Below are 25,046 nucleotides of genomic sequence, written 5' to 3' on the forward strand. Positions count from 1 at the left end.
GCGTTCGGAAAACGGGACAAAATACAGGCACAAACTTTGAAGGGGCTCTTTGTAGTCCCTTTTTTTTGCTTTGCGGCCAAGGCGCCCTTAAAGAAGAGTGAGCAAGATTTTTGAAAAGGGACAGAGCATGGGCGCGATTACGACCATCGAAGAAATGGAAGCGATCTACGGCGATGCTGTTCCGCGTTCGCTGAACAAAGTCACCACGAAGATGACCCCGCATTACCGCACCTGGATCGAAGCTGCGCGTTTCGTCGTCCTTTCCACGGTTGGCCCCGAGGGCACCGACGGCAGCCCGCGCGGCGATGACGGGCAAGTGGTTGAAATTGGCGATGACAAGACGCTGCTTCTGCCTGATTGGTTTGGCAACAATCGCATCGACAGCCTGCGCAATATAGTGCGCGACGCGCGGGTCAGCCTGATGTTCATGGTGCCGTCCAGCACCAATGTGGTGCGTGTGAACGGCGCGGGCGTGGTCAGCGCGGACGCGGCGCTACTGGCTCGGTTCGAAAAGAACGGCAAACTGCCCCGCTCGGTCATCATAGTCACGATCGGCGAGATGTATTTCCAATGCGCGAAAGCCCTCATGCGCTCGCGGCTTTGGGACGGTGCGCAGGGTGATATCAAACTGCCCACTGCTGGTGATTTCATCAAGGAAAGTGACGCCATGTTCGACGGTCAAGCCTATGACGCGGGCTATCCGGAGCACGCCAAAGCACGCATGTGGTAGGGTGGTAGGGCGTTATCCTTTGCCCCAATCCGCGCTTTGCATTTCGCGCAGGCGGCTTGCGGTGCGCTCGAACTCGAAAGTGCCCTCGCCCTCGACATATAGCATTTCAGGGGCGGCTGCGGCAGAGGCAATCAGCTGCACCTTTGCCTCATAAAGTGCGTCTACCAACGTCACGAAACGCTTGGCTTCGTTGAAATTGTTGCGGCTGAGGCGTGGGATGTCCTCGAGCACCAGCACGCGCGCCGCGTCGGCGATGGTCAGGTAATCCGCAGGTCCAAGCGGCGCGCCGCACAGATCGAAGAAACGCGCGCGCGCCACGCCATTGTGAAAGCCGGGCAGCGTCACAGTGCGCCCCTTCACGGTCAGATCATGAGGCTTGGCCTTGCCATGGGTAAGGCGTTGCCACACATCTTCGATCTGCGCGCGCGCTTCTGCGCCGATGGGTGTAAAGTAGCTGGGCGATCCTGACAGGCGATCCTGTCGATAGTCCGTGGGGCTGGCCAGCTCTGCGATCTCCATTCGCTCTTTGAGCAACGCGATGAACGGCAGGAATAACTGGCGGTTCAGCCCGTTTTTATAAAGATCGTCTGGGATGCGGTTCGATGTTGTCACGATCACCACGCCCCCGTCCATCAGCATTTGGAACAACCGCCCGACGATCATCGCATCGGTTATGTCGGTGATCTGCATTTCGTCGAAGGCGAGCAATTTAACTTCTGTGATCACCGCTTTTGCGACAGGCTCCAGCGCATCTTCGACGCCGTCCTTGCGCGCTTTGTGCAGGCCCGCGTGGATCTCCTGCATGAAGGCATGAAAATGCACACGCCTTGCGGGCACGGGACTGGCATCGACGAACAGGTCCATCAACATCGACTTGCCGCGCCCCACGCCGCCCCAAAGGTAAAGCCCTTTGGGTGGGGGGGGCGCTTTGCGAAACAGACTTCTTTTCGCAGGCACGGCCAGCGCTGCGCGAATGCGCTCCAGCCGCTCTAGCGCCCGTTCCTGCACGGGGTCAGCGATCAACTCGCCACTTGCAACGCGCGTCGCGTAAATGTCGGAAAGGGATTTCATATCTCCCTCTAACGTGGATGGTACCTTGCGAAAAGAGGGCAAGCGATTGACCGCTTCGGGAAAAGGCGTAACGTCGCGCGCAGATCGAAATGAAAGCCCCAAGATGAAAACGCAAAGCTCCCTGTTCACGCCTGTGCTGTTCGTCGGCTGCGTTATCATTCTTGTGAATTTCGCGATCCGTGCCTCGTTCGGCGTGTTTCAAATCCCCATCGCGGCTGAATTCAACTGGATGCGTTCCGAATTCTCGCTTGCAATTGCGATCCAGAACCTCGCTTGGGGGGTCGGCCAACCCATTTTTGGCGCTTTGGCGGAAAAGATCGGTGATCGTAAAGCCATTATTATTGGCGCGTTCATCTATGCGGCAGGGCTGGTGCTGTCGTCGTTTGCCGTCACGCCAGAAGCGCATCAAATGCTCGAAATCCTTGTGGGCTTTGGGATTGCCGGTACGGGCTTCGGAGTCATTCTTGCGGTTGTCGGGCGCGCAAGCTCTGATGCGAACCGCTCCATGTCGCTTGCGATCGCCACCGCGGCTGGTAGCGCAGGCCAGATTGTCGGCGCGCCGACTGCGGAATTTCTCCTCTCGATGATGCCATGGCAAAACGTTTTCATCATTTTTGCAGCCGCGATCCTCGCGGTACTGATGTTGCTGCCGTTCATGCGCGCACCGCAAACCGCTGGCCGCGCGGAACTTGAGCAAAGCATGGGCGCGGCTCTGCGCGGTGCGTTCAAAGATCCGACCTATACGATGATCTTTCTGGGGTTTTTCAGCTGCGGTTATCAACTTGCTTTCATCACCGCGCATTTTCCCGCCTTCGTGACCGAGATGTGTGGCCCGATCTTGCCGGGCGGTGCGCTGCATGCGGCTGGTATCACGACCACCTCCGCGCTGGGCGCGCTCGCAATCGCGCTTATCGGCGCGGCCAACATCGGCGGCACGCTTTTCGCAGGATGGCTGGGCAATCGCTACTCCAAGAAATACCTGCTCGCGGGCATTTACACAGGACGCACGATTATCGCTGCGATCTTCATCATGCTTCCCATCACGCCCACCTCTGTCATCGTCTTTTCGGTCGCGATGGGCTCGCTCTGGCTCGCCACTGTACCGCTCACCTCGGGTCTCGTCGCGCATATCTACGGTCTTCGCTATATGGGTACGCTCTACGGCATCGTCTTCTTTAGCCACCAACTCGGCAGCTTCCTCGGCGTGTGGCTCGGAGGCCGCATGTATGACATCTATGGCAGCTATACCGCTGTTTGGTGGGTCGGTGTCGGCGTGGGTGCATTCAGCGCAATCATCCATCTGCCGATAAAAGAACGCCCCTTGGAACGCCCCCTCGCGGCATAGTGCTTCTTCGGTCTTGAAATACCTCGGGGGTCTGGGGGCTGGCCCCCAGCCTCAGCCTGTGTAGCGCCCCAGAACATATCGGCTTACCATCAGGTCCAAATGGGCGCCTCCGCCGTTTTTGAAAAGTGTGATCTCGTCATTTGAGTGACGCTCGAAGCCATCTTCTGAGTAATAATCCGCTATCAAATCGGACCGCTCGATCGCGCCGCTCTCAAGCGGGATTTGCACTTCGCCGATATGCCCGATGGTCGTATCGAAACTGTCCACGAACACGCGCGCGCGCTGGAGAGCGACGTCATCTGCCTCGCGCATGTCTGGGCGGTATGCACCGATCAGATCGACGTGTTGACCCGATTGCAGCCATTCGCCCTTAATCACAGGAGTAGTGCTCATCGTGGCGCTGGTTATGATGTCAGCGTCGCGCACCGCCGCTTCCAAATCATTGGCAACCGTTGCCTCACGATCTTGCGCAAACGCATCTGCGTTCGCACGGGTTCTGCTCCAGACGGTGAACTCAGCATCCCCGAAACCAGCGCTATAGGCATCATGCAAAGAGCGCGCGACGGTGCCGGAGCCGATGATCAAAACTTTGCGGCTCTCGGGGCGGGCTAGCCGCAAAGCGCCCAGCAAGCTATCGCCAGCGGTTTTCCATTTGGTGATCAGATGAAAATCGATGATTGCTTCAAGCCGCCCGTGTGCGTCGTCAAACAAGGACACAGCGCCGTTGATCATCGGCACGCCCGCGCTCGGATTGCCAGGAAACACGGTGGCGCATTTGACGGCAAGGCCAAGCCCGTCGATCCACGCCGAGCGGTTCAAGAGCGTGTCCTTGCCGCGATAAAGGAAGGTATCGGCGATCTCCGCTTTGGGCAGTGTGTGCCCTTGTCTAAGCGCCTCTGTCAGCCCGATCCAATCGAGGTTCGCCTCGCCATCGTCAAAACCGATCTGAATACTCATGTCGCGTCTTCCTCGCTCAGTAGCCCCGCCTTGACCAAGCGCTTGGCCCAGCCTTGCGGTCCCTCGAATAGATGGGTTTGCCAGCCGCGCGCCGCGGCGGCCTCGATGTTATCGGCCCGATCATCGGCAAAGAGCAAGCGTTCAGGCGCAACGTCGCAATCGGCCTCAAGCTGCGCATAGATACCCGCGCCGGGCTTGATCACTTTCATATGGCCGGAAACGTAAGAGCGATCAAATTCGCTTAGAAAATCGTATTTGGTTTGGGCATAGGCGAAACTTTCGACGCCGAAATTGGTTAATGCGAAAACAGGCACGCCTTTCGATCGCAGTTGGCGCAGTAAGCGCACGGAAAGGGGGATTGCAGGGCTGGCCATTTCAATCCAATTGTCATGCCATTGGCGGATTTCGCTACGAAAGTCTGGGTAGCGATCTGCCGTTTCATAGATCACATCCCGAAAATTCTCACCGCGATCAACACGGTCATTCATCGCATGCAAATCGACGGTATCAAACATCACCCGGCGGCGTGCCTCGCCTATCACGCGGTCATAATAGCGCTCTGGCTGCCATTCGATCAGCACGTTGCCGATGTCGAAAACAACAGCATCAACGCTCATGCGCCTTTTCCTTTAGCAGCTCTTAATGCGCGTTCAAGCGAATCCAAGAAGCGGGATTTGTCTGCTTTAGAGAAGGGTTTCCCCCCGCCACCAGCACCCAGTGGATTTGCTTCGCGCAGGTCCGACATCAAATCACGCATCGCTAGCCTTTGCCCGATGTTGGCGGTCGTGAAACGATCTCCGTTGTGCTGCAACACTTCTGCGCCGGCCTCGACGCATTTTGCGGCTAAGGGGATGTCGCCTGTGACCACTACATCGCCCGGACCGCAGCGATCCGCGATCCACATGTCGGCCACGTCAGGGCCGGCATCGACGATGATATTCTCCACCAAAGGGTTGGGCGAGGGGCGCAAGCCACCATTCGAGACGACATACATCGTCGTGCCGTGGCGCGTTGCCACTTTCTCTGCCTCAGCCTTGACCGGGCAGGCATCGGCATCGAGGTAAACGCTCACGCGTAGAGCGCTTCGGCGTGGAACGTCACATGATCTTCCATGAAGGTCGAGATGAAGAAATAGCTGTGATCATAACCGGGCTGCATGCGGAAATTCATGTTTTGGCGACGTTTCGCAGCGGCCTGTGCCAAGGTTTCGGGCTTGAGCAGATCGAGGAACTGATCCTTGGTGCCCGTGTCGATCAACATCGGCCCGTCAAATCCCTTTTCCTTCATCAAGAGCGCCGCGTCATGCTTGGTCCATGTGCTTTCATCGCGGCCCAGATAAGCGCCAAGCTGCTTGCGGCCCCAATCCGAAGCGGTGGGATTGCAGATCGGCGCAAGCGCGGAAACAGAGCGGAAACGCCCTTCAAGGTTCATCGCGAGCGTCAGCGCGCCGTGACCGCCCATGGAATGCCCCATGATGCCTTGGCGCTCCATATCCACCTCGAATTGATCCTCGATCAGCGTGGGAAGTTCATCGGCGATATAGCTCCACATCTTGAAATGCGGTGCCCAAGGTGCCTCTGTCGCGTCGACGTAGAAACCAGCCCCTTGGCCCAGATCATAAGCCTCGTCATTGGCGACGCCCTCCCCGCGCGGGGAGGTGTCGGGGAAAACCATCGCGATGCCTTGCTCGGCGGCCCAGTTCTGCGCACCGGCTTTGACCATGGCATTTTCATGTGTGCAGGTCAGGCCAGAGAGGAACCAGAGCACGGGTACCGGGCCATGTTCGGCCTCGGCAGGCATGAACAAACCGAAGGTCATATCGCCGCCGCAGACCTCGGAATTATGGGTGTAAACGCCTTGGGTGCCGCCAAAACAGGCATTCTCGGAAACGGGGGACATGGTGCTCATGGGGGCAGGCTCCTTAAAGGGGTTGAAATCCGCTGACCCAGCCGATCACCAAGGACACGGTGACAATGCTGATTGCGGTCGAAACGAGAATGGCGGCCGACACACGTTGCGGCGCTGCGCCGTAGTGCTGCGCAAGCATGTAGACATTTCCTGCCACTGGCAATGCGGCGGCGGCGATGATCACGCCTGCGGAATAGGGATCGAGTGGGAACAGCCAGATTGCGGCCACCGCGACCAGTGCGGGATGCAGGACGAGTTTGCAAAACGAGAGCCACACGGCGACTTCGATCCGCTCAGTGGATTTACCAGCAAGCGATGCGCCGATCGCAAAGAGCGCGCCGGGCGTGGCGGCGGCGCCCAAAAGTGTGACGAACCCGTTGACAGGCGTGGGCAGGGCTACGCCCGTGGCGGACCACGACAGGCCTAGAACGATGGAAGCGATCATCGGATTTTTAACGAGTCCAATGCCGATAGTCTTGAAAACCGCAGGCTCGAAGCGGCCGTCTTTTGCGATGGACATCAAGATGACGATCAGGCTGGAAAAGACCACAAGATCAATCGCCAGCACCAGCATGACAGGGCCGATTGCCTGCTCTCCGAGCAGCAGCACCAACATGGGCACGCCCAAAAAGCCGGTATTGCCGATAGCGGCGCATTGCGCTTCGATGGCGGTGGTCTTGATGCCTTGATTGCGCAGCAGCGCGACGATGGTAGCGATGCCATAGACAAAGGCCGTGCCCCACAGATAAGCGGCCACCAAACGCCCGTCCCAGATATCCGCCAAGGACAGGTTCGCGGAAAAACGGAATAGCATTGCCGATAGCGCGAAGTAGAAGACGAATTTCGTTAGATAGGCTGTCGCTTCGGGGGTGAAAAATCCCGTGCGTCCCGCGCCGTAGCCCAGAGCAATGACCGCGAAGAACGGCAGCGTTTGAAGGAAGATATCCAGCATCGCACATAGGGGTAGCGCGGCGGGATCGGCTGGGCAAGGCGCAAGCGTGCTTTATAAAAGCGAAATTGCGCACCTAGCCGCTACCGATCAACACGCCCGCGGCAAGGACCAAAGCGCCGCCCAGAACAACCTGAAACGCAGCGCGAAAGAACGGCGTTTCCATGTATTTGTTCTGAATCCATGCGATTGCCCATAACTCGATGAAAACGACGATGATGGCGATCACCGTGGCGGTCCAGAAATCGGTGATGAGATAGGGCAGCGCGTGGCCAAGGCCGCCCACAGTGGTCATCACGCCCGATGAAATGCCCCGTTTGATCGGCGATCCACGCCCGGACAATTGCCCGTCATCGCTGGCTGCTTCTGTAAAGCCCATCGAAATGCCTGCGCCGACAGAGGCGGCGACTCCGACGAGAAAGGTTGTCCAGGTGTTCTGCGTGGCGAACGCCGTCGCAAAGATTGGAGCGAGCGTCGAAACCGAGCCGTCCATGAGGCCCGCAAGTCCGGGCTGTATCCAAGTGAGCAGGAACTGGCGTTTCGCTGCGCGCTCCTCACTTGCCTCTGTGTCATCGTCGAGGTGCTTTTCCTCAAGCTCTTGGGCATAGGTTTGATGTCCCGCTTCGGCGGCAGCCAGATCACCCAGAAGTTTGCGCGTGGAGGCATCGGTGCAGCGCTTGGCGGCTTCGAGATAGAACCGCTCGGCGTCGCGCTCCATGTTTTCCGCTTCAAGGCGAATCCGCTCGAGCGTGAGGTTCTTCACCAGCCAGACGGGGCGGCGTGCGTAATAGCCAGCAACATGTTCGCGGCGGATCAGCGGGATCACATCGCCGAAACGGTTGCGGTGCAATTCGATCAGGCGTTGACGGTGACCGTCCTCTTCAACCGCCATTTCGTCAAAAACGACGGCGCTGGCTGGAAAATCCTTACGCAGAATTTCCGCGTAGGAGCGGTAGATGCGTGCGTCGTCCTCTTCGGAGGAAATGGCGAGGGCAAGGATGTCTTGCTCTGACAGATCGCGGAACCGGCGGCGTTGATATAAAAAGCGCATATGAGAGTCACCTATTTAGAACAATTCTAAATATAGAAACTCTTGCCTGGAAGGGCAAGGTGGCTTGCTTCGCCTGTGCCACAAACGCTAGCATTGATCGATCTCAGGAGCGCATGATGAACTTGCAAAATACCAACATTCGCAAAGGGCGAAAATTCGATCAGGCGTTGCAAGGCGCGCGCGAGGTGTTTCTGGCCGAAGGCTTCGATGCGGCGAATATGGATCACGTCGCTAAGGCGAGCGGCGTGTCGAAAGCCACGCTTTATAGCTATTTCCCCGATAAAGAGAGCCTGTTTATCGTCGTTGTTCAAAGCGAATGCGCGCTGCAAGCAGATCTGGCGATGCAGCAAATCGATCAGGGTGCGAAGCCTGCGGTCGTGCTGCGCGGTGCAGCGCGGCATCTGCTCGGCTTTATGACGTCGGATTTCGGTCAGCGCATGTTTCGCATGTGCATCAGCGAGGCAGAGCGGTTTCCCGAGCTTGGAGAGGCCTTCTACGAAAGTGGCCCGCTTGTGGTACGTCAAAAACTTAGCGAATATTTGGAAGCGGCTACAGCGCGCGGCGAGTTGGATATTGCCGATGTGACAATGGCTGCAGATCAGTTCGCCGAGTTGTGCAAAGCCGACGTTTTTGCGAAAATTCTATTCGGCGTGCAAACGAGCTTTGCGGCGGAGGAGCTAAGCCGCGTCATCGATGCCGCCGTTTCGACCTTTCTGGCGCGCTACGGCGTTAACGGCGCAGCGTAAAGCGCAGGCATCGGCGTGACGTCCACGCCGTGCGGCATGGTCGTCAACATGCGTCCGCGCGGTGTGTCGCGGTAATTGTAGCCAAGCCGCACCAGCCGCTGTTGCAAATCCGTACCGCAGGTCGCGTGCTGCAATTCGGGACCGATCAGCGCCAAGGCCTGACGCGCGATGATGGAGTTTGAAAAATGATAGATCATAGCCTGCCTTTCAATCGGGTTGGTTTGGCTTACGCTGGACCCTGAATATGGCAAAGTCTGTCCCGAAACGGGGCATTATCATGCCAAAGGGAAACGCTTAGGCACTCGTCTATCAGTCGAAACTTTAGAAAGGATTAAAGCCCGGCGTCCGCTGCGATCTGCTTGCGCGATTTGCGCGCGCGCTCTGTTGCGGATTTCAGTTGGCCGCAAGCTGCCATAATATCCTCGCCGCGCGGTTTGCGAATGGGCGACGCATAGCCGGCCTTGTAGATAATATCGGCAAAGCGGTGGATGCGATTACCGGACGAGCGTTTATAAGGTGCGCCGGGCCATTCGTTAAAGGGGATCAGATTGATTTTTGCGGGGATGCCTTCGATCAGTTTCACGAGGCGGTGCGCATCTTCTTCACTATCGTTCACGCCGTCCAGCATCACGTATTCAAAGGTGATGCGTTCTGAATTGGACACGCGTGGGTAGGCGCGCAGGGCCTCAACGAGAACTTCGATATTCCAGCGTTTGTTGATTGGAACCAGTTTGTCGCGCACCTCGTCGGTGGTCGCGTGAAAACTGATCGCAAGTTGGCAGCCGATTTCCTGTGCCGTGCGCGCAATTTCCGGCACAACGCCAGACGTGGATAGCGTGATGCGGCGGCGCGAAAGCTGGATGCCCTCGGGGTCCATTGCGATCTTCATCGCATCGCGCACGTTCTCGAAATTATAGAGTGGTTCGCCCATGCCCATGAGCACGATATTGCTCAAAAGGCGGGTTTCATCCTTGGGTGCGCCTTGCTCTGGCCACTCGTCAAGGTCGTCGCGTGCGATCATGACTTGGCCGATAATCTCGCCTGCGGTCAGGTTGCGCACCAGTTTTTGTGTGCCTGTGTGGCAGAAGGAGCAGGTCAATGTGCAGCCGACTTGGGACGAGACGCAAAGCGTGCCGCGTCCCTCTTCGGGAATATACACCACCTCAACCTCATGGCCGCCCGCGATCTTCACGAGGTACTTGCGCGTGCCGTCTTCGGAGACTTGACGCGTCACGACTTCGGGCACGGCGATCACGAATTTCTCAGCTAATTCAAGGCGGAAAGCCTTGGAGAGGTTGGTCATCTCCTCAAAGTCGCGCTTGCCCCACTGATAGATCCACTGCCAAATCTGGCCGACGCGCATCTTGGCCTGCTTTTCCGGCGTTCCGGCGTCGATCAAGGCCAGACGCATGCCCTCTCGGGTCAAACCGACGAGGTTGGTCAAGCCTTCCGGCATTTTGCGCGGAATGGTAAGAAAATCTTGCGCGATCGGAGCAGATGCCGTCATGGGTTTACGCCTTTAAGTGGGTTGGCTTGCCTATACACCGGATTCGCCCGAAATTGAAAGACGCCGCACCATCCAGTGCGACGTTCTGCAAATCAGGAAAGGGCAGTGCTTACTGGCAGCGCTTCTCGGATTCTTCGACGGAGGCGGTGAACCCCAGCAACGAGAAGGTGTCCTTCGTCTCTGTGCCGCGTCCGGAGCGAGCGGTCAGAACGGCGCTGCTGCCGCGCTTCATCGCTGTGATGATCTTGGCATCATCGGCGGACGTTGCGGGCCAAGCCCATTCGCCGTCTGTGAATAGTTCAAATTCTGCACCGTTCACATTCATGTTGACGGTCGATCCGCTGGCAAAGGGATAGCCGCCGGTGAATGTCACTTGCCCAGACACGCCAGAGTCGGGGCGATTGAAGACAAAGAGCAGAATATCCCCGCGGCGCACCGCCACGACGCGTCCACCGCGTGTGTTGACGGTTTCCTTGGGTGAGGACACGCTCCAGCATTCCTTGGGGCTAGCTTCAACAAAAACGCTCCAATCCGTGTTCGCGCCGACGCGATTTGTGCTCGGTGTCTGAGCAAAGGCAGTACTAGCCGCAAAGGTCAACGCTGCCGCAAACCCTATGCGCGTGATCCATGAATTCATCTGTCCAGCCTCCAGCTGTCCTTAGCCTCAATCTCGGTCCGTGCGCATATGTCTGTAACCGACTGTTCTCGCGCGCGGCATTTTCTTCTCGACAAAACCACACTAGCCTGAAATCCACCACAGGTGAATGCCCGCTTGGCATTTTTTCGCCGTTCAAATTTAGGAGAGCAGTATGACCGGACCCGTCCCTTTGGCTGAAATCTGGCGTGGAGAGTTTCTGGAAAGTCTGCATTTGGGTCATGCGGTCATTTGCGATGGCGCTGGCCAGATCGTGCAGGCCTGGGGCAATCCTGATCAAGTGGTGTTGCCGCGTTCCTCCTCCAAGATGTTGCAAGCGCTTCCCTTGATCACTTCGGGAGCCGCAGACGCGGCGGGCCTTGGCACCGAACAATTGGCCTTGGCTTGTGCGTCGCACCAAGGCGCAGCGATTCACACGCAGCGTGTGACGCGGTGGCTGGATGATCTGGGCCTTGGCGAGAGCGATCTGCGCTGCGGTCCGCAATTGCCTGACGATTTGCCGGCAAGGATGCAGATGATCAAGACCGACACCAGCCCGTGCCAGATTCACAATAATTGCTCTGGCAAACATGCAGGGTTCCTGACGTTGGGCAAACATTTGAAGGCGGGGCCGGAGTACATTGATCCGTCTCATGCTGTGCAAAAGGCCTGCCTTGACGCTTTTGAGGATGCCACGCAACTGACTTCCCCGGGCTATGGGATCGATGGCTGCTCTGCCCCCAATTACGCAACGACACTGCATGGAATGGCGCGCGCGATGGGGTTTTTCGCCTCTGCTCACACGCGCTCCGACAGTGTCAGCACGGCGGCGGTGCGCCTGCGCGAGGCGATGGCGCTGCATCCTGAATTGGTGGCCGGCGAAACCCGCGCCTGCACGGAATTGATGCGCGCGATGAACCATAAGGTCGCGATCAAGACTGGTGCGGAGGCATTCTTTGTCGCGATCGTTCCCGAAAAGCAGATGGGCATCGCGCTCAAGGTTGCGGATGGCACGACGCGCGGCGCGGAATGCGCGATCGCGGCCCTTTTAGTGCGCCTTGGTGTTCTAGACGCGGATCATCCCACGACGCTGAAACGCATGAACGCCCCGATCATCAATCGGTGTGGGACGCTCACGGGGTATATCCGGCCCGCACGCGGCCTTGTGGCTTAAGCGCTTGTCGCAGCGCTGAGCGCGGCGTCCATCAGTTTCTTGATGCTGCGCTCGGAAGTATCTGCGACGATGCGGCCGATCTCTTCCTTGCCCTTTAGAACGACAAGCGTCGAGCGGCGCGGTATCTTCATGCGCTCCGCCATTTGCGACGTGCCGTAGGTGTCCCAATCGACGTTGATGAAGGTGATGTTTTCGTCGTAGGCGGGGTTTTGTTGCTTGAGGCTTGTCAACACGCGTTCCTGCGCACGGCAGGTGCCACACCAGCTTGCCTTGAAATCCAGAAACACGGTGTCGCCCGCCTCGATACGTTCCTTGAGCAGGCCCGGCGTGTAATCGAGTGGCGCTGCAAAGGCTGGCAATGCTGGCAACGCCAGTGTGGCTGCGCCGGATAGGATCATAGTTCTGCGGTTCATGTGTAAGCTCCCTTGAAGGTTGGACTTATAGTACGACGGATAGGTCTTGTAGCCAGATCGGCATGATGTCGAGGAGCCAGCTTTCAATGACGTAGTGCCATTTGAAGAACAGCATGAGGCCCACTGCGATAAAGATTGCCCCGAGCAGCGGGCGCGCAGAGACGGCAAGGCGGCGCATCGCCGCTTGGCGCTTTTGCAAGGCGGATCGCGCACCATAGCCAAGGGCGAGGATGATCGAGGAAACGCCAAGTGCGAAGAAGATCATGATGAACGTTGCGCGCAGCAGGCTCTCGCCTTGGCTGGCCAGCGAAATCGCACCGCCAAGTGTGGGGCCGACGCAGGGGGACCAGACCGCGCCAAGCAGCATGCCGCCGACGAATTGCCCGCTGACGGAACCGGTGTCGATTTCGTCGATACCGCTGTCGGCGCGCGCAGCGACCCCCGCGGTCGCGGTGGAAAATACGGCAGAGGCACGTGGCACCAATAGAACGATACCGAACAGCACCATGAGGATTGCGCCTGCCTGTGCGATGCTGTCTGCGTTCAGCCCGATTGCGCGGCCAAAGGCGGTGACGGCGACGCCGAGCACGACAAAAGACAGGCTCATTCCCGCGGCGAGGGCGAGGGGACCCCAGCGGCTTGCTTGCAAAGCTGTCGCCAGAACGATGGGCAGCACCGGCAGAACGCAGGGGTTGATCAGGGTCAAAAGCCCCGCGCCATATGCAAAGACGAGTTCCATAGAAGCGAGTTAGAGCGCTTTGATCGCCCCTGTCACCCCAAGAAGCACTGCCGCGCGTTCAACTCCCCGTGGGTTTTTGTTTCGAAAGCTGCACAAGAAGGATGCCAATGGTGATGACGGTGACACCGATCACATCCATGATTCCGAGCGCTTCGCCTAGTAGCAGCGCCGCAATGGCCACACCGAAGAACGGATTGAGAAAATGAAAAGTCGAAGCGCGCACAGCGCCGATGCGCTCGACGAGGCTGAACCATACGAAAGTGGCAAGCAGGCCCGGCACCAACGTTGTATAGGCGAAGGCCAGTGTGAGTTTTAGCGATGGCGTATAGGTCAGCGTTTCGCTCGCTGCGGAGACGACGCCGAGGATGATTGCGCCGACGAACATTTGCAGGCCGACGATCATCAACAGATTGCCCCCCGAGGACGCCCCGCGCATCGTTAGTGTTGCCACGGCAAGCGCAAGCGCACCTGCGACGCAAAGCGCCATGCCCAAAATGCTGGCCTCGCCGCCAAAGCGTGCACCCATGATGATCACCACGCCAACCACGCCAAGCACCAGGCCGATCACGCCTTGGGTTGGCAGGCGATCCTTGAGAAACAGCCAGCCCGCGCCAGCCACGATGAGCGGCATGCTCGAAGCGATGATAGAGGCAAGAGAGGCTTCTACAGTTTGCATCGCGACGAAGTTCAAGCCCAGATAAAGCGCGTTCTGGCACAGGCCGAACACGAAGACTGCGCGCCACTGCGCCCGCGTCAGGTTCCAATGCTGCCCAAGCGCGCGTGCGATGGCGACGCCGATAAGCCCGGACAGGAAAAACCGCAAGCTAAGCGATGCCAATGGCGGCGCGTCCTGCACGATGATACGAGCAGAGGTGAAGGCACTCGACCACATTAGGGCAAAAGCCAGTCCCATCAGCATTGCGCGAATATCCATCGTCTCGTCTCCAAAGTGAAAAGGGCCGCTCAATCAGAGCGACCCTTTCCGAAAATCATTGCAAGAGCAAGATTAGCCGTTCACGCTGTCCTTCAACGCTTTGGCAATTGTCATTTTAACGACCTTGTCCGCTTCTTTCTTGATCTGCTCGCCCGTTGCTGGGTTGCGGACCATACGCTCAGGACGCTCACGGCAGTAGATTTTGCCGACGCCTGGGAGTGTGACCGCGCCGCCGCCGGAAACTTCGCGGGTGATCAGCGCACATACTGCGTCAAGCGCTGCGCCGGCAGCTTTCTTGTCTGCGCCCATCTCATCAGCGAGTGCAGCGACCAGTTGAGTTTTTGTCATCGGTTTTGCCATGTTCATGGTCTCCCTTTACTGCCCGCATATTGGGCCTCTAAGGCGGTATGTAACGGTATCTTGATCCTGAGCACAACGGATAGTGGCGCAAAAAATTGGAAAAATCAGGTGTTTTGGCGAGTTTCCGCAGGGTCAAAGGAACGCAGTCTCGTGAAAAGAGCGTAATTTGCGACTATGGATGCGTTCCAGCGGCATTTCACTCAGTGTTTCCATCGCCTTTATCCCGATCATCAAATGGCGTGCAACCTGCGTTGTATAGAAGTCCGAGGCCATGCCTGGAAGTTTCAATTCGCCATGTAGCGGCTTGTCCGAAACACACAGGAGCGTGCCGTAAGGAACGCGAAAGCGAAACCCGTTCGCCGCGATCGTTGCGCTTTCCATATCAAGCGCGACAGCGCGCGATTGCGACAGTCGCTGAACGGGCCCCTCTTGTTCGCGCAATTCCCAGTTGCGATTATCGACGGACGCCACAGTGCCCGTACGCATGATCTGTTTCAGGTCATACCCTTTGAGTTCAGTGACCTCTGCCACCGCGGCTTCCAGTGCAATCTGGATCTCGGCCAGAGCTGGCACAGGTATCCAGACCGGCAGGTCATCGTCGAGCACGCGGTCTTCACGCAGATACGCGTGGGCGAGCACAAAATCCCCAAGGCTTTGCGAATTGCGAAGGCCAGCGCAATGTCCGACCATGATCCACGCATGGGGACGCAACACAGCAATGTGATCTGTTGCTGTTTTCGCATTTGAGGGACCGACACCGATATTTACCAAAGTAATGCCTCCGCCATCTGGTTTTTTAAGATGATAGGTCGGCATTTGAGGTGTCTTGATCGTCGGTTCTATATGCCCGTCTGCATCAGTGATTTCAATGTTACCTGTGCTGACAAAGCTGGTGTAGCCGCTTTTCGGGTCTGCAAGCTGCGTGCGCGCGTAGGCCTCGAATTCGGAGACGTAAAACTGATAGTTGGTGAACAACACGTGGTTCTGGAAATGGATCGGATCAGTCGCCGTATAGTGCGACAGACGTGCCAGCGAATAGTCGACGCGCTGGGCGGTGAAGGGTGCAAGGGGTTCGCGGCCTTCCTTGCCGACTTTATAGGTGCCGTTCACGATATCGTCGTTTGTCGTGCTCAGGTCTGGCACATCAAAGACATCGCGCAATGTAAATTCGGCGGCGCCATCTTGGGGGACTGAAATGCTGGCATCATTGGCAACAGCAAAATGCACTGGGATGGGCGTTTCAGAAATACCGATACCCACGGCAACATCGTGGTTTTCAATCAGCAGCCCGATTTGTTGTTCAAGATAATTCCTAAATAGGTCGGGCCGGGTGATTGTTGTCGCGTGCGATCCGGGCGAGGAGACGTGTCCAAAGCTCAAACGGCTATCTACTTTGGCAAAGCTGGTCGTCGTGATCCTGATCTGCGGGTAAAATGCACGGTAGCGATGACCAGGGTGTCCATTTTGCATCGTTTCCATGAATTTCTTGCACAAGAAATCGGTTGATTGCTCATAAATCTTGATAAGCTGGGCAACCGCTTTTTTGGGGTCGCGAAACGCCTCGGGATGGGGGGCGTGTGGTGTGAGGATGGATTGGTGATTCATGTTAACCTCAAGCGCCGCCGCTTTCAAAGAGCGGGGTCAGTTCAAATTTAGTGACATCCACAAGGCCCAGATCGGAAATCCTGATTTCGGGGATCACGACAAGGGCAAGCAGTGAATGCTGCATGTAGGCGTTGTTCAATGTGCAGCCGCAGTCCTGCATGGCCTGCACCATAGCGTCCGCTTTACGCGCGACTTCTTTTGCAGGTCGATCGGACATAAGCCCTGCGATGGGCAGTTCAACCAGCGCAAGTTCGCGGCCGTCTTTCCAAACGGTTATGCCGCCGCCGACGTCGGCAAGGCGGTTCGCCGCCGCCGCCATCATGGCGCGGTCCGTGCCGACGACGATCATGTGGTGGCTGTCGTGCGCAACAGTTGACGCCATGGCCATCGGCCCTTCATATCCGAAACCGGAGACGAAGCCGTTGACGACACCGCCTGTGGCGCGATGCCGCTCGACAAGGGCGATCTGGCAGATATCGCCTTGGCCAGCGGTTTCGACCAAGCCGTTCTGCACAGGCAGGTCTGCCTTGAGCGCTTTTGTCGGCGCTTGGTTTTCCACTACGCCGATCACATTGGCGCGCACTGTGTTGGCCCCTTCGGGCGCTTTGATTTCAAACGCTGCTGCGTTTTTCAAAGCCCCCATGTTGACCGTGCCGCGCGCGTGGCGGGGCCAGTCGTAGTGGGGGCAGTCTACCTCGCAAATGCCCATGCGCGCAACGGTTTGGCCGCGTGCGATTACGTGCTCGACGGGGAGTGTTTTCAGATCAGATGTCAGGAACACATCGGCGCGCCGACCGGGCGCGATAGAGCCAAGCTCGCGCTCCAGCCCGAAATGCGTGGCGGTGTTGATCGTCGCCATTTGCAGCGCGATCACAGGGTCGCAGCCACATGCGATCGCATGGCGCACAACGCGGTTCATGTGGCCCTCATTCACGATGGTGCCGGAATGACTGTCGTCCGTGCAAAGGATGAAGCTGCGCGGATCGAGGCCTTTTTCGGTGACGGCTGTGATCTGGCTTTCCACGTCATACCACGCAGAGCCAAGCCGCATCATGTGGCGCATCCCTTGGCGCACGCGCGCGATTGCATCGGCCTCGCAGGTGCCCTCGTGATCATCCGCAGGGCCGCCAGCGGCATAGGCGTGAAACGCATGTCCCAAATCGGGGGAGGCATAGTGCCCACCAACAGTCTTTCCCGCATTCTGCGTTGCCGCGATTTCAGCGAGCATTTGAGGATCCCCATTCACGACACCCGGGAAATTCATCATTTCACCTAGGCCAATGATACCGGGCCATTGCATCGCTTCTGTGACATCCTCTGCTGAAATCTCAAAACCCGTCGTCTCGAGGCCCGGAGCAGAGGGTGCGCAGGACGGCATTTGTGTGAAAATGTTAATCGGCTGCATTAAGGCTTCGTCGTGCATCATGCGCACGCCTTCAAGCCCAAGCACATTGGCGATCTCATGTGGGTCGGTGAACATGGATGTTGTGCCGTGGGGGATAACAGCGCGCGCAAATTCGGCGGGGGTAAGCATGCCGCTCTCTATGTGCATATGTCCGTCGCACAGGCCGGGGATCATGAAGCGTCCATTGGCCTCAATCACCTCGGTGTCAGTACCGATGCAATGGGAGGCGTCTGGCCCGCAATAGGCAAAACGGCCATCCGCAATCGCAAGGTCGTGGTTTTCTAGAAGCTCGCGGGTGTGCACATTGACCCATGTGCCGCCCTTGATCACAAGGTCCGCCGCTGCGCGCCCCGCTGCAACGGCGACCAGTCTCGGCGCACTTTGCGCCCATGTTTTGAAATGTGTTTGGCTCATGTGCAAAGTTGACACGAGCCAATGCGATGTTCAAGCATCTGATTTAGCGCAAGCAGGAAGGCACATGATGAACTATGAGACGGTAAGCGCAGATGACTTTGGCGCGTCCCTGTGCGGTCTTGGGCTTAACATCCTAGTGCGTGATGTACTGGTTCAAGCGGAATTCTTGCACGCAGTCTTTGGTATGAAGGTGCACCGTGCCAATGCGGATTTCGCGATCATGACTTATGGCGATCAGCTGTTCCAGATCCACAGCGATGGCACATATCATTCCCACCCGCTACCAAGCCTATTGCCCGATGCAGGCGCGCGCGGCGCCGGCGCTGAATTTCGCCTCTACGCCAGCGATCCCGATGTCGCCGTCGCCAAGGCCGAATCGATGGGGGGACATATCTTGCAAGCACCGAGCAACAAGCCACACGGGCTTCGCGAGGCCTATATACTGTGCGAAAATGGCTATGCGTGGGTGCCCTCGCGTGTCCTGACGCCTGAAGAGAGGGAAGTAAAATGAGCACCACACGCCCCAATATGGATTACTGGCAGGAGCGGGTCGATCTTGCCGCCGCATTCCGCTGGACCGCGCGCCTGAATATGCACGAAGCGGTGGCGAACCATTTCTCCTTTGCCATCAACGGTGATGGCACGCAGTTCTTGATGAACCCCAACCAGATGCACTTCAGCCGGATCAAAGCATCTGATCTGATCGTGGTCGATGCGAATGATCCAGAGACCTTGAAGGGTCCCGATGCGCCTGACGCGACCGCTTGGGGATTGCATGGTGGCATGCACCGTCATTGCCCACATGCGCGTTGTGCGATGCACGTGCATTCGCCCTTTGCGACGGTGTTGGCGTCTTTGGCGGATAGCCGCTTGCCGCCGATCGATCAGAACTCTGCAACGTTTTATGATCGTGTGGTCATAGATGAGAATTACGGTGGTCTCGCCTTCGAGGAAGAGGGGACGCGCTGCGCGCAGCTTTTTGATGATCCGAAGAAAAAGGTCATGGTGATGGGCAATCACGGCATTATGATAATCGGCACGACCGTCGCCGAAACCTTCAATCGCCTGTTCTATTTCGAGCGCTCTTGCGAGACCTATATTCGCGCTTTGCAAACGGGCCGGCCCTTGCGCGTTCTGCCCCACGCAATCGCGGAAAAGACCGCGCAGGAACTTGAGACATATCCAGAGCAGGACGCACGGCACTTGGCCGAGCTTAAGGCGATCCTTGACAGCGAGGGAAGCGATTACGCGCGTTAACGGGTTCGGGTGAAATACATCTTGAAAGCAACGCCCCGCGCGCGCAGATAGGGCGGATGACACATAAACATCTCCTTTCGCTTGGCCACGGATACTCCGCAAGCGCGCTTGCGCCGCATTTGCTTGCGCAGGGATTTTCCATCACGGGAACCACGCGTTCAAGCGATAAAATCGCGGCGCTCGAGGCGGCGGGCGTTACGGGCGTTCTCTGGCCGGGCGGCGATCTGGACGCAGACATCACGCGCGCGACGCATCTCCTTATCTCCCCTGCGCCCACTGGCGATGGCGATCCGGTTCTCGCCGCGTTTCGCGACCAGATCACGGCCCAAGCGCCCAATCTGGAGTGGGCCGGGTATTTATCGACCACAGGCGTTTACGGCGATGCGCAGGGCGGCTGGGTCGATGAGACAAGCCCGCTGAAACCCTCGACCAAGCGCGGCCAGATGCGCGTCGATGCGGAGGCTGAGTGGCAATCCATCGCGGGTCTGCCGCTTCATATTTTCCGTCTTGCCGGCATCTACGGTCCGGGGCGCGGTCCTTTTGCCAAAGTGCGCGCAGGCACGGCGCGGCGCATCCTCAAAGAGGGTCAGGTGTTCAGCCGCATCCACGTGGAGGATATCGCAAGAGTGCTGGCCGCGTCCATCGCGCAGCCCCGCCCGGGCGCTGTCTATAACCTGTGCGATGATGATCCCGCCCCGCCACAGGACGTGATCGCCCATGCGGCAAAACTGCTTGGTCTGCCGCTTCCTCCCGAGGCGGATTTCGAGAGCGCCGATATGACCCCCATGGCACGCAGCTTTTATGCAGAAAGCAAACGTGTACGCAATGACCGTATCAAGGACGAGCTGGGGGTGCGCTTGCGGTATCCTGATTACCGCAGCGGCCTTGCGGCCTTGCTCGCGCTAGAGAGCGCGCCGCGCTAAACTTGACAGTTCGGGGCGCGCCAAGGCATCCAGCGCCTGCATCACTGCTGCGCGGCAGGTGGTTCCGGCAAAATCCTTGCCGAAAAGCGCATCGGGGGCGTTCGGCAGTTTTAGGACCAACTTGCGCCAGCGATGCACGATTAGCGCGCGCAGCGTCGCGATCTCGATCTGGCTGAGGGATTTGAAGCCGCTCGCGTCAAAATCGATCGCGTTCAAACGCGCTGATAGCTCTGCAAAGGCGTCTATTAGAGCGCTGGGCACCAAGGTTTTGCTCAGCCAATCGGGCACGTCGCCGATAACGCCTTGCACCACAAATGCGCCGGTGGCCTTGCTGCGTAAAATGCCATTTGCAAGGTAGACGCCGGGGGCGACAGTGACATAGCCCTCCTTGCTGCGCTGCGCGGCTCTTTGGTGTTCTTCGCTGGAAAGAACTGGGGGATAGCATAGCACATGCCAACGTGGGTCTTCGCTTTGTGCGCTTGCGTAAATTCTGCGGCTGGCGCTGGCGCTTTGTGTGCGCCCCGAAGCGCTCAGGTGGTGCAGGGCTTCGCGTCCGCGCTTTGTTGTCTCCAGCCAGCCCTCGTTGCGCAAGCGATAAAGCGCGACGCGCATCGCTTCCGGGCGCACCCCTACGGGCGAGAGGATATCGCCAAGCACAGGACCTGAAATGACGTCGCCGGGATCCAGCGCAAGATCGCCGAATATGGTGACAATCAGTGACCAAACGCGCAGAGAATCCTTTTCAGTGAGGATCTGGATCGCGCTTTGAAAAGCATCCTGCTTCATCTTGCCTCTTAAACTCTCCCCGAAGGGCCGGGTCGCAATATGCGATTAGACCGACATGCAGATATATTTCATCTCTAGATAGTCTTCGATTCCGTGATGGCTGCCCTCGCGTCCAAGGCCGGATTGCTTGACCCCGCCGAAAGGCGCGACTTCGGTCGAAATGATGCCCGTGTTCACGCCGACGATGCCGTATTCAAGCGCTTCGGCTACTTTGTAAACGCGGCTGAGGTCTTTGGCGTAGAAATAGGAGGCAAGCCCGAAGATTGTATCGTTGGCCAGCGCTATCACCTCGTCTTCGTCCTCGAACTTGAACAGAGGCGCGAGGGGTCCGAAGGTTTCTTCGGTAGAAACCGCCATCTCTTTCGTTGCACCTGTTACGATCGTTGGGGCAAAGAAGTTGCCATCCAGCTCTGCGCCATTGTCGCCCAGAATGACTGTCGCGCCTTTGGCTTTCGCATCTGCGATATGCGCGCGCACTTTGGTGGCTGCCTTGGGATTGATGAGGGGGCCAAGGTCTGTGCCATCCTCGAAACCGTCGCCGATCTTCATCGCACCGACGCGCGCAGCGAGCTTTTGCGCAAAGGCGTCATAGACGCCCGCTTGCACGTAAATGCGGTTGGCACAGACGCAGGTCTGGCCGTTGTTGCGAAATTTGCACATGATCGCGCCCTCGACGGCGGCGTCCAGATCGGCGTCATCGAACACGATGAAGGGCGCGTTGCCGCCCAGCTCCATCGAGCATTTCATCACTTGATCTGCCGCCTGGCGCAACAGGATACGGCCCACTTCGGTCGAACCTGTGAACGTCAGCTTGCGCACTGCGGGGTTTTCGCAAAACTCTTTGCCGATCTCGCTCGATAGGGTCGAGGGCAGGATATTCAGAACACCCGCAGGAATACCTGCACGCTCGGCCAACACGCCCATCACGAGCGCGGAAAGCGGGGTATCCTCAGCGGGGCGCGCGACCATGGCACAGCCAGCGGCGATTGCTGGCGCGGCCTTGCGCGCGATCATTGCGTTGGGGAAATTCCACGGCGTGATCGAGGCGGCAACGCCGATGGGCTGTTTGATGACCGTGATGCGTTTGTCAGGCTGATGGCCCGGAATAGTCTCGCCGTAGATGCGCTTGGCCTCTTCTGCGAAAAACTCAATAAAGGAGGCACCATAAGCGATTTCGCCTTTGGCTTCGGCCAGTGGTTTGCCTTGCTCTGCGGTCAGGATAATGCCCAGATCGTCTTGGTTGGCCATCATTAGATCGAACCATTTGCGCATGATGCCCGATCGTTCCTTGCCGGTCTTCTTGGCCCAGTCCTTTTGTGCGACTTGCGCCTGTGCAATCGCGCCGGCGACCTGTGCGCGGCTTAGATCGGCGACCTTGGCGATCACATCGCCGCGCGCGGGGTTGATTACATCAAACGTCGCGCCGTTTTCGCCGTCGACCCACTGCCCGCCGATATAGGCTTTGGTCGCCAGCAGGCTGGGGTCTTTGAGCAGCGAGGCAAGGTTCGTAGGTGTGTCGAGCATGATATTCTCCCAAAGCATGATTGCGGCAGGCAAAGCATGCGCGCACGATCTTGTCCAGAGTGTCGGATTTGGAATGGTCTGCGCCGCGAACTGGCGTGCTACGCTGCGCGCAGCTATGCGATGCGTGTTGCGGGCGATGGCGTCGCTCCGTTCGAAACCCGAACGATCCCGCATAACTCCTGTCCTGAACGCCGGGACCTCTCTTTGATGCGTCAAAATGGAGGTCACACCATGACTGCACGTCCCGATTTCTACCGTTTTCACAACGGCGAAAAAGCCCCCCTGCAATTTTCTGATGCCGAGTATGAAGCGCGTCTAAGCAAGCTGCGCAAGATCATGTCCGATATGGACGTTGATGCGGCTGTCTTTAGCTCCATGCACAACATTTCTTACTATTCTGGCTTTACCTATTGTGCGTTCGGCCGCCCCTATGCGCTGGTTGTCACGCAAGAAACCTCCGTCACTATTTCCGCCGGAATCGACGCTGGCCAGCCTTGGCGGCGTTGCTTTGGTGACAACATCACATACACGGATTGGCAGCGCGACAACTACTGGCGCGCGATCAAGTCCGTCGCTGGGACAGGCAAGTCCATCGGCTTCGAGAGCGATCATCTGAGCCTGCTGCAAAAAGCCAAGCTCGACAGTTTTCTTGCGCCCTCTCAGTCTGTTGACCTCTACGAGGCGACAATGATCCAGCGTATGCACAAATCGGACGCTGAGTTGACCCTGATCCGCGCGGGCGCGGCTGTTGCCGACGTTGGGGGCTTTGCGATCAAGGATGCGGTGCGCGTTGGCATTCGTGAAATCGACGTCGCTATGGCAGGCCGCGATGCGATGGAAGTGGAAATTGCGAAACGATTTCCCGACGCGGAGTACCGCGATACATGGGTTTGGTTCCAGTCCGGCATCAACACGGACGGCGCGCATAACCCTGTCACTTCGCGCAAGCTGGAACGGGGCGATATCCTCTCGCTCAATACCTTTCCGATGATTTCTGGCTATTACACAGCGCTGGAGCGCACGATGTTCGTGGGCGAAGTGGATGATGCTTCCTTGAAAATCTGGGAGGCAAACGTGGGCGCGCATGAGCTGGGTATTTCCCTGCTCAAGCCCGGTGCAAGCTGCGCGGAGGTAACGAACGAGATCAACGAATTCTTTGCCGAGCGTGATCTGCTTCAGTACCGCACGTTTGGTTACGGTCACAGCTTTGGCGTTCTGTCACACTACTATGGCCGCGAAGCGGGACTGGAATTGCGCGAAGATATCGGCACGGTTTTGGAAGCGGGTCACGTGATTTCGATGGAGCCGATGTTGACTATCGCGAGCGATCAGCCGGGCGCAGGCGGGTATCGCGAGCATGATATCCTGATCATTCACGAGGACGGCAACGAGAACATTACGAAGTATCCGTATGGACCGGATTTCAACGTGGTAGGTTGATTGGAAAAGGTAGTGTGCGTGATATCACGCACACCACTGCGCTTACATATTCGGGAAGTAATCTTCGCACTCGCCATCGCGGTAGACATCCGCCGTGCAGCAATGCAGGCCGCCGCCGAACGCATAGGCATCGCGTAGCTCGACCTCGACCACTTCCATGCCCAGCTTATCCATTTGCTCGGCCTGATAGACCTCGGATTTTTCGACGCAGACTGTCTTGGGATCAAGCACCAGCACGTTCATCGAAAGCCATGTGGATGAATAGCACAGCGGCGGTGGGGCGTTGTGCGCGGGCTGTGCGGCATCGACAATTTCCCAGCCGTTCCGCTCGAACATTGCGCGTTGATCCGCAGGCAAGCGGCGCTGCGGGTTGTTCAGGATCAGACCCGGGCGCAGTGGCGTGAAAGTCGCGTCGATGTGAATCGGATAGGGATCACCGGGGAAGTTCACCGTGTGAACACGGTGATCAGGAAAGTGACGGCGCAGCCACTCGATGCCTTTTTCGTTGGTCGTGAAACCATGCTGCACCACGAGGTCTTTACCAAAGCGTAACACGTCGGCGGCGTCGAAAAGTGGCTCTTCTTCAGTTGTTACGAAAAACTTCGCGGCAGCCCATTCAAGTCGCTTTGCATCGCCGATCTTTTCGGACAGGTAGTCAGGGTGATAATCCGCGTCCGTCAAGCGCGGCTTAGGCGCGCTTTCGTGGCGAAACTTGGGGTCTTCGTTGAAATATTGCTGCATGAGTGGGCGGTAATTCAGATACTCGAACCAGCGGCAGCGATAGGACATCGTCGCCTCCAGCATTTCACGGCCAACGGTTAGCAATACATCGCGGGGCGGCATACAGCCGAACTGGCTTTGCGTGTGAAAATCAGGCGTTGTCGCGGGCAGCGAATGGTCAATGCAGGTCGGGCGATCCACGCGCAGGCCGCGCTTTGCCAGCATGCCTGCAAAATTGTCCAAGAGCTCGTTTGCGCGATCAATCGTCTCTTGTGGGCGGCGTCCCCATTGACCGCGCATATCGCTGTCCTCGGGCACTTTTGCGTCCAGTGCGGGTTCTGCAGGCGGAATGTGGCAATCATCGGCGCGGCCCACGATTACATGCCGTAGCGTGTCCCATTCATTCCAGCTTTTGACTTCGGTTTTGTCTGGTGACCAGCTCATTGCGCGCGTT

27 protein-coding genes are annotated in these 25,046 nt (G+C 57.9%); 8 read left to right on the plus strand and 19 right to left on the minus strand.

The genetic code is table 11. The features are described from left to right. The first annotated feature begins 127 nt into the window (after positions 1-127). Positions 128-730: a pyridoxamine 5'-phosphate oxidase family protein gene (locus B9P63_RS00850; RefSeq protein ID WP_085307033.1), complete on the plus strand. Its 603-nt coding sequence runs from the start codon at positions 128-130 to the stop codon at positions 728-730. 12 nt (positions 731-742) lie between these two features. Here the strand turns inward: B9P63_RS00850 and zapE are convergent, their stop codons facing one another. Further along, positions 743-1,801, minus strand: coding sequence for a cell division protein ZapE (zapE, locus tag B9P63_RS00855; protein WP_085306660.1), 1,059 nt, complete (start codon positions 1,799-1,801; stop codon positions 743-745). A 103-nt stretch (positions 1,802-1,904) separates the two neighbouring features. Between zapE and B9P63_RS00860 the strand changes: the two genes are divergently transcribed. Next, the gene (locus tag B9P63_RS00860) at positions 1,905-3,146 is read left to right on the plus strand and encodes an MFS transporter (RefSeq protein WP_085307034.1); all 1,242 of its coding nucleotides are present in this window, start codon (positions 1,905-1,907) and stop codon (positions 3,144-3,146) included. 51 nt (positions 3,147-3,197) lie between these two features. Here B9P63_RS00860 and B9P63_RS00865 read toward each other — a convergent pair whose 3' ends face one another. The 6 genes from B9P63_RS00865 to mbfA all read right to left on the minus strand — a co-directional run bounded on the left by B9P63_RS00865 (position 3,198) and on the right by mbfA (position 8,011). Further along, a complete protein-coding gene (locus B9P63_RS00865) occupies positions 3,198-4,103 on the minus strand; it encodes an ornithine cyclodeaminase family protein (protein ID WP_085306661.1) in 906 nt (301 codons plus the stop codon). Then, on the minus strand, positions 4,100-4,720 hold the full coding sequence (locus B9P63_RS00870; protein ID WP_085306662.1) for an HAD family hydrolase: 621 nt from the start codon (positions 4,718-4,720) through the stop codon (positions 4,100-4,102). The genes B9P63_RS00865 and B9P63_RS00870 overlap by 4 nt, the downstream gene beginning before the upstream one ends. Beyond that, entirely contained in the window at positions 4,717-5,175 is a 459-nt protein-coding gene (locus B9P63_RS00875; protein WP_085306663.1) for a YaiI/YqxD family protein, read from the minus strand. The genes B9P63_RS00870 and B9P63_RS00875 overlap by 4 nt, the downstream gene beginning before the upstream one ends. Beyond that, on the minus strand, positions 5,172-6,002 hold the full coding sequence (gene fghA / locus B9P63_RS00880; protein ID WP_085307035.1) for an S-formylglutathione hydrolase: 831 nt from the start codon (positions 6,000-6,002) through the stop codon (positions 5,172-5,174). The genes B9P63_RS00875 and fghA overlap by 4 nt, the downstream gene beginning before the upstream one ends. 22 nt (positions 6,003-6,024) lie before the next feature. Next, entirely contained in the window at positions 6,025-6,963 is a 939-nt protein-coding gene (locus B9P63_RS00885; protein ID WP_085306664.1) for an AEC family transporter, read from the minus strand. 73 nt (positions 6,964-7,036) lie between these two features. Then, on the minus strand, positions 7,037-8,011 hold the full coding sequence (gene mbfA / locus B9P63_RS00890; RefSeq protein WP_085306665.1) for an iron exporter MbfA: 975 nt from the start codon (positions 8,009-8,011) through the stop codon (positions 7,037-7,039). Positions 8,012-8,127: 116 nt separating this feature from the next. Here mbfA and B9P63_RS00895 point away from each other — a divergent pair, with 116 nt between their 5' ends. After that, positions 8,128-8,757, plus strand: coding sequence for a TetR/AcrR family transcriptional regulator (locus B9P63_RS00895; protein WP_085307036.1), 630 nt, complete (start codon positions 8,128-8,130; stop codon positions 8,755-8,757). Here B9P63_RS00895 and B9P63_RS00900 read toward each other — a convergent pair. The 3 genes from B9P63_RS00900 to B9P63_RS00910 all read right to left on the minus strand — a co-directional run bounded on the left by B9P63_RS00900 (position 8,733) and on the right by B9P63_RS00910 (position 10,901). Then, positions 8,733-8,954: a hypothetical protein gene (locus tag B9P63_RS00900; protein ID WP_085306666.1), complete on the minus strand. Its 222-nt coding sequence runs from the start codon at positions 8,952-8,954 to the stop codon at positions 8,733-8,735. The two genes, B9P63_RS00895 and B9P63_RS00900, sit on opposite strands and share 25 nt — an antisense overlap. Before the next feature lie 134 nt (positions 8,955-9,088). Further along, positions 9,089-10,264, minus strand: a complete 1,176-nt coding sequence (rlmN, locus tag B9P63_RS00905; RefSeq protein ID WP_085306667.1) for a dual-specificity RNA methyltransferase RlmN — start codon at positions 10,262-10,264, stop codon at positions 9,089-9,091. 109 nt (positions 10,265-10,373) lie between these two features. Beyond that, on the minus strand, positions 10,374-10,901 hold the full coding sequence (locus tag B9P63_RS00910) for an invasion associated locus B family protein (RefSeq protein WP_085306668.1): 528 nt from the start codon (positions 10,899-10,901) through the stop codon (positions 10,374-10,376). A gap of 172 nt (positions 10,902-11,073) precedes the next feature. Here B9P63_RS00910 and B9P63_RS00915 point away from each other — a divergent pair, with 172 nt between their 5' ends. Beyond that, complete coding sequence (locus B9P63_RS00915; protein ID WP_085306669.1) at positions 11,074-12,072, plus strand: asparaginase; 999 nt, start codon at positions 11,074-11,076, stop codon at positions 12,070-12,072. On the opposite strand, the gene B9P63_RS00920 is transcribed toward B9P63_RS00915, so the two are convergent. From B9P63_RS00920 to ade, 6 genes are all read right to left on the minus strand, one after another. After that, positions 12,069-12,485 carry a thioredoxin family protein gene (locus tag B9P63_RS00920; RefSeq protein ID WP_085306670.1) on the minus strand — a complete coding sequence of 139 codons (417 nt, stop codon included), beginning with the start codon at positions 12,483-12,485 and terminating at the stop codon, positions 12,069-12,071. The two genes, B9P63_RS00915 and B9P63_RS00920, sit on opposite strands and share 4 nt — an antisense overlap. A 25-nt stretch (positions 12,486-12,510) precedes the next feature. Next, positions 12,511-13,224 (minus strand): cytochrome c biogenesis CcdA family protein, encoded by a 714-nt coding sequence (locus B9P63_RS00925; protein WP_085306671.1) that lies wholly within the window; start codon positions 13,222-13,224, stop codon positions 12,511-12,513. A 58-nt stretch (positions 13,225-13,282) separates the two neighbouring features. Next, entirely contained in the window at positions 13,283-14,158 is an 876-nt protein-coding gene (locus tag B9P63_RS00930; RefSeq protein ID WP_085306672.1) for a DMT family transporter, read from the minus strand. A gap of 72 nt (positions 14,159-14,230) precedes the next feature. After that, positions 14,231-14,518: an HU family DNA-binding protein gene (locus tag B9P63_RS00935; protein WP_085307037.1), complete on the minus strand. Its 288-nt coding sequence runs from the start codon at positions 14,516-14,518 to the stop codon at positions 14,231-14,233. Between the two features lie 132 nt (positions 14,519-14,650). Next, a complete protein-coding gene (locus tag B9P63_RS00940; RefSeq protein WP_085307038.1) occupies positions 14,651-16,123 on the minus strand; it encodes an AMP nucleosidase in 1,473 nt (490 codons plus the stop codon). A 7-nt stretch (positions 16,124-16,130) separates the two neighbouring features. Continuing rightward, entirely contained in the window at positions 16,131-17,942 is a 1,812-nt protein-coding gene (gene ade, locus B9P63_RS00945; RefSeq protein WP_085306673.1) for an adenine deaminase, read from the minus strand. Between the two features lie 67 nt (positions 17,943-18,009). Between ade and B9P63_RS00950 the strand changes: the two genes are divergently transcribed. From B9P63_RS00950 to B9P63_RS00960, 3 genes are read left to right on the plus strand one after another with little or no spacing between them, the layout of a single operon-like run. Next, positions 18,010-18,453, plus strand: a complete 444-nt coding sequence (locus B9P63_RS00950; protein WP_085307039.1) for a VOC family protein — start codon at positions 18,010-18,012, stop codon at positions 18,451-18,453. Continuing rightward, the gene (locus B9P63_RS00955) at positions 18,450-19,199 is read left to right on the plus strand and encodes a class II aldolase and adducin N-terminal domain-containing protein (RefSeq protein WP_085306674.1); all 750 of its coding nucleotides are present in this window, start codon (positions 18,450-18,452) and stop codon (positions 19,197-19,199) included. The genes B9P63_RS00950 and B9P63_RS00955 overlap by 4 nt, the downstream gene beginning before the upstream one ends. 56 nt (positions 19,200-19,255) lie before the next feature. Continuing rightward, the gene (locus B9P63_RS00960; protein ID WP_085306675.1) at positions 19,256-20,122 is read left to right on the plus strand and encodes an SDR family oxidoreductase; all 867 of its coding nucleotides are present in this window, start codon (positions 19,256-19,258) and stop codon (positions 20,120-20,122) included. Here the strand turns inward: B9P63_RS00960 and B9P63_RS00965 are convergent. Together B9P63_RS00965 and B9P63_RS00970 are read right to left on the minus strand one after the other, a co-directional pair. Continuing rightward, on the minus strand, positions 20,102-20,908 hold the full coding sequence (locus B9P63_RS00965) for a PaaX family transcriptional regulator C-terminal domain-containing protein (RefSeq protein ID WP_085306676.1): 807 nt from the start codon (positions 20,906-20,908) through the stop codon (positions 20,102-20,104). The genes B9P63_RS00960 and B9P63_RS00965 overlap by 21 nt on opposite strands. Positions 20,909-20,953: 45 nt before the next feature. Further along, a complete protein-coding gene (locus B9P63_RS00970; RefSeq protein WP_085307040.1) occupies positions 20,954-22,432 on the minus strand; it encodes an NAD-dependent succinate-semialdehyde dehydrogenase in 1,479 nt (492 codons plus the stop codon). A gap of 231 nt (positions 22,433-22,663) precedes the next feature. On the opposite strand from B9P63_RS00970, the gene B9P63_RS00975 reads away from it, so the two are divergent. Beyond that, positions 22,664-23,872, plus strand: coding sequence for an aminopeptidase P family protein (locus B9P63_RS00975; RefSeq protein WP_085306677.1), 1,209 nt, complete (start codon positions 22,664-22,666; stop codon positions 23,870-23,872). 42 nt (positions 23,873-23,914) lie between these two features. On the opposite strand, the gene B9P63_RS00980 is transcribed toward B9P63_RS00975, so the two are convergent. Further along, complete coding sequence (locus B9P63_RS00980) at positions 23,915-25,036, minus strand: serine/threonine protein kinase (RefSeq protein WP_085306678.1); 1,122 nt, start codon at positions 25,034-25,036, stop codon at positions 23,915-23,917. Between the last annotated feature and the right edge of the window lie 10 nt (positions 25,037-25,046).

This window comes from Planktotalea arctica (assembly GCF_002105285.1).
GTDB classification, from domain to species: Bacteria; Pseudomonadota; Alphaproteobacteria; order Rhodobacterales; family Rhodobacteraceae; genus Planktotalea; species Planktotalea arctica.

Coding starts and splice junctions, on each gene's coding strand:
- B9P63_RS00850 (WP_085307033.1), top strand. CDS start 128: ATGGGCGCGATTACGACCATCGAAGAAATGGAAGCGATCTACGGCGAT.
- zapE (WP_085306660.1), bottom strand. CDS start 1,801: ATGAAATCCCTTTCCGACATTTACGCGACGCGCGTTGCAAGTGGCGAG.
- B9P63_RS00860 (WP_085307034.1), top strand. CDS start 1,905: ATGAAAACGCAAAGCTCCCTGTTCACGCCTGTGCTGTTCGTCGGCTGC.
- B9P63_RS00865 (WP_085306661.1), bottom strand. CDS start 4,103: ATGAGTATTCAGATCGGTTTTGACGATGGCGAGGCGAACCTCGATTGG.
- B9P63_RS00870 (WP_085306662.1), bottom strand. CDS start 4,720: ATGAGCGTTGATGCTGTTGTTTTCGACATCGGCAACGTGCTGATCGAA.
- fghA (WP_085307035.1), bottom strand. CDS start 6,002: ATGTCCCCCGTTTCCGAGAATGCCTGTTTTGGCGGCACCCAAGGCGTT.
- B9P63_RS00885 (WP_085306664.1), bottom strand. CDS start 6,963: ATGCTGGATATCTTCCTTCAAACGCTGCCGTTCTTCGCGGTCATTGCT.
- mbfA (WP_085306665.1), bottom strand. CDS start 8,011: ATGCGCTTTTTATATCAACGCCGCCGGTTCCGCGATCTGTCAGAGCAA.
- B9P63_RS00895 (WP_085307036.1), top strand. CDS start 8,128: ATGAACTTGCAAAATACCAACATTCGCAAAGGGCGAAAATTCGATCAG.
- B9P63_RS00900 (WP_085306666.1), bottom strand. CDS start 8,954: ATGATCTATCATTTTTCAAACTCCATCATCGCGCGTCAGGCCTTGGCG.
- rlmN (WP_085306667.1), bottom strand. CDS start 10,264: ATGACGGCATCTGCTCCGATCGCGCAAGATTTTCTTACCATTCCGCGC.
- B9P63_RS00910 (WP_085306668.1), bottom strand. CDS start 10,901: ATGAATTCATGGATCACGCGCATAGGGTTTGCGGCAGCGTTGACCTTT.
- B9P63_RS00915 (WP_085306669.1), top strand. CDS start 11,074: ATGACCGGACCCGTCCCTTTGGCTGAAATCTGGCGTGGAGAGTTTCTG.
- B9P63_RS00920 (WP_085306670.1), bottom strand. CDS start 12,485: ATGAACCGCAGAACTATGATCCTATCCGGCGCAGCCACACTGGCGTTG.
- B9P63_RS00925 (WP_085306671.1), bottom strand. CDS start 13,224: ATGGAACTCGTCTTTGCATATGGCGCGGGGCTTTTGACCCTGATCAAC.
- B9P63_RS00930 (WP_085306672.1), bottom strand. CDS start 14,158: ATGGATATTCGCGCAATGCTGATGGGACTGGCTTTTGCCCTAATGTGG.
- B9P63_RS00935 (WP_085307037.1), bottom strand. CDS start 14,518: ATGGCAAAACCGATGACAAAAACTCAACTGGTCGCTGCACTCGCTGAT.
- B9P63_RS00940 (WP_085307038.1), bottom strand. CDS start 16,123: ATGAATCACCAATCCATCCTCACACCACACGCCCCCCATCCCGAGGCG.
- ade (WP_085306673.1), bottom strand. CDS start 17,942: ATGAGCCAAACACATTTCAAAACATGGGCGCAAAGTGCGCCGAGACTG.
- B9P63_RS00950 (WP_085307039.1), top strand. CDS start 18,010: ATGAACTATGAGACGGTAAGCGCAGATGACTTTGGCGCGTCCCTGTGC.
- B9P63_RS00955 (WP_085306674.1), top strand. CDS start 18,450: ATGAGCACCACACGCCCCAATATGGATTACTGGCAGGAGCGGGTCGAT.
- B9P63_RS00960 (WP_085306675.1), top strand. CDS start 19,256: ATGACACATAAACATCTCCTTTCGCTTGGCCACGGATACTCCGCAAGC.
- B9P63_RS00965 (WP_085306676.1), bottom strand. CDS start 20,908: ATGAAGCAGGATGCTTTTCAAAGCGCGATCCAGATCCTCACTGAAAAG.
- B9P63_RS00970 (WP_085307040.1), bottom strand. CDS start 22,432: ATGCTCGACACACCTACGAACCTTGCCTCGCTGCTCAAAGACCCCAGC.
- B9P63_RS00975 (WP_085306677.1), top strand. CDS start 22,664: ATGACTGCACGTCCCGATTTCTACCGTTTTCACAACGGCGAAAAAGCC.
- B9P63_RS00980 (WP_085306678.1), bottom strand. CDS start 25,036: ATGAGCTGGTCACCAGACAAAACCGAAGTCAAAAGCTGGAATGAATGG.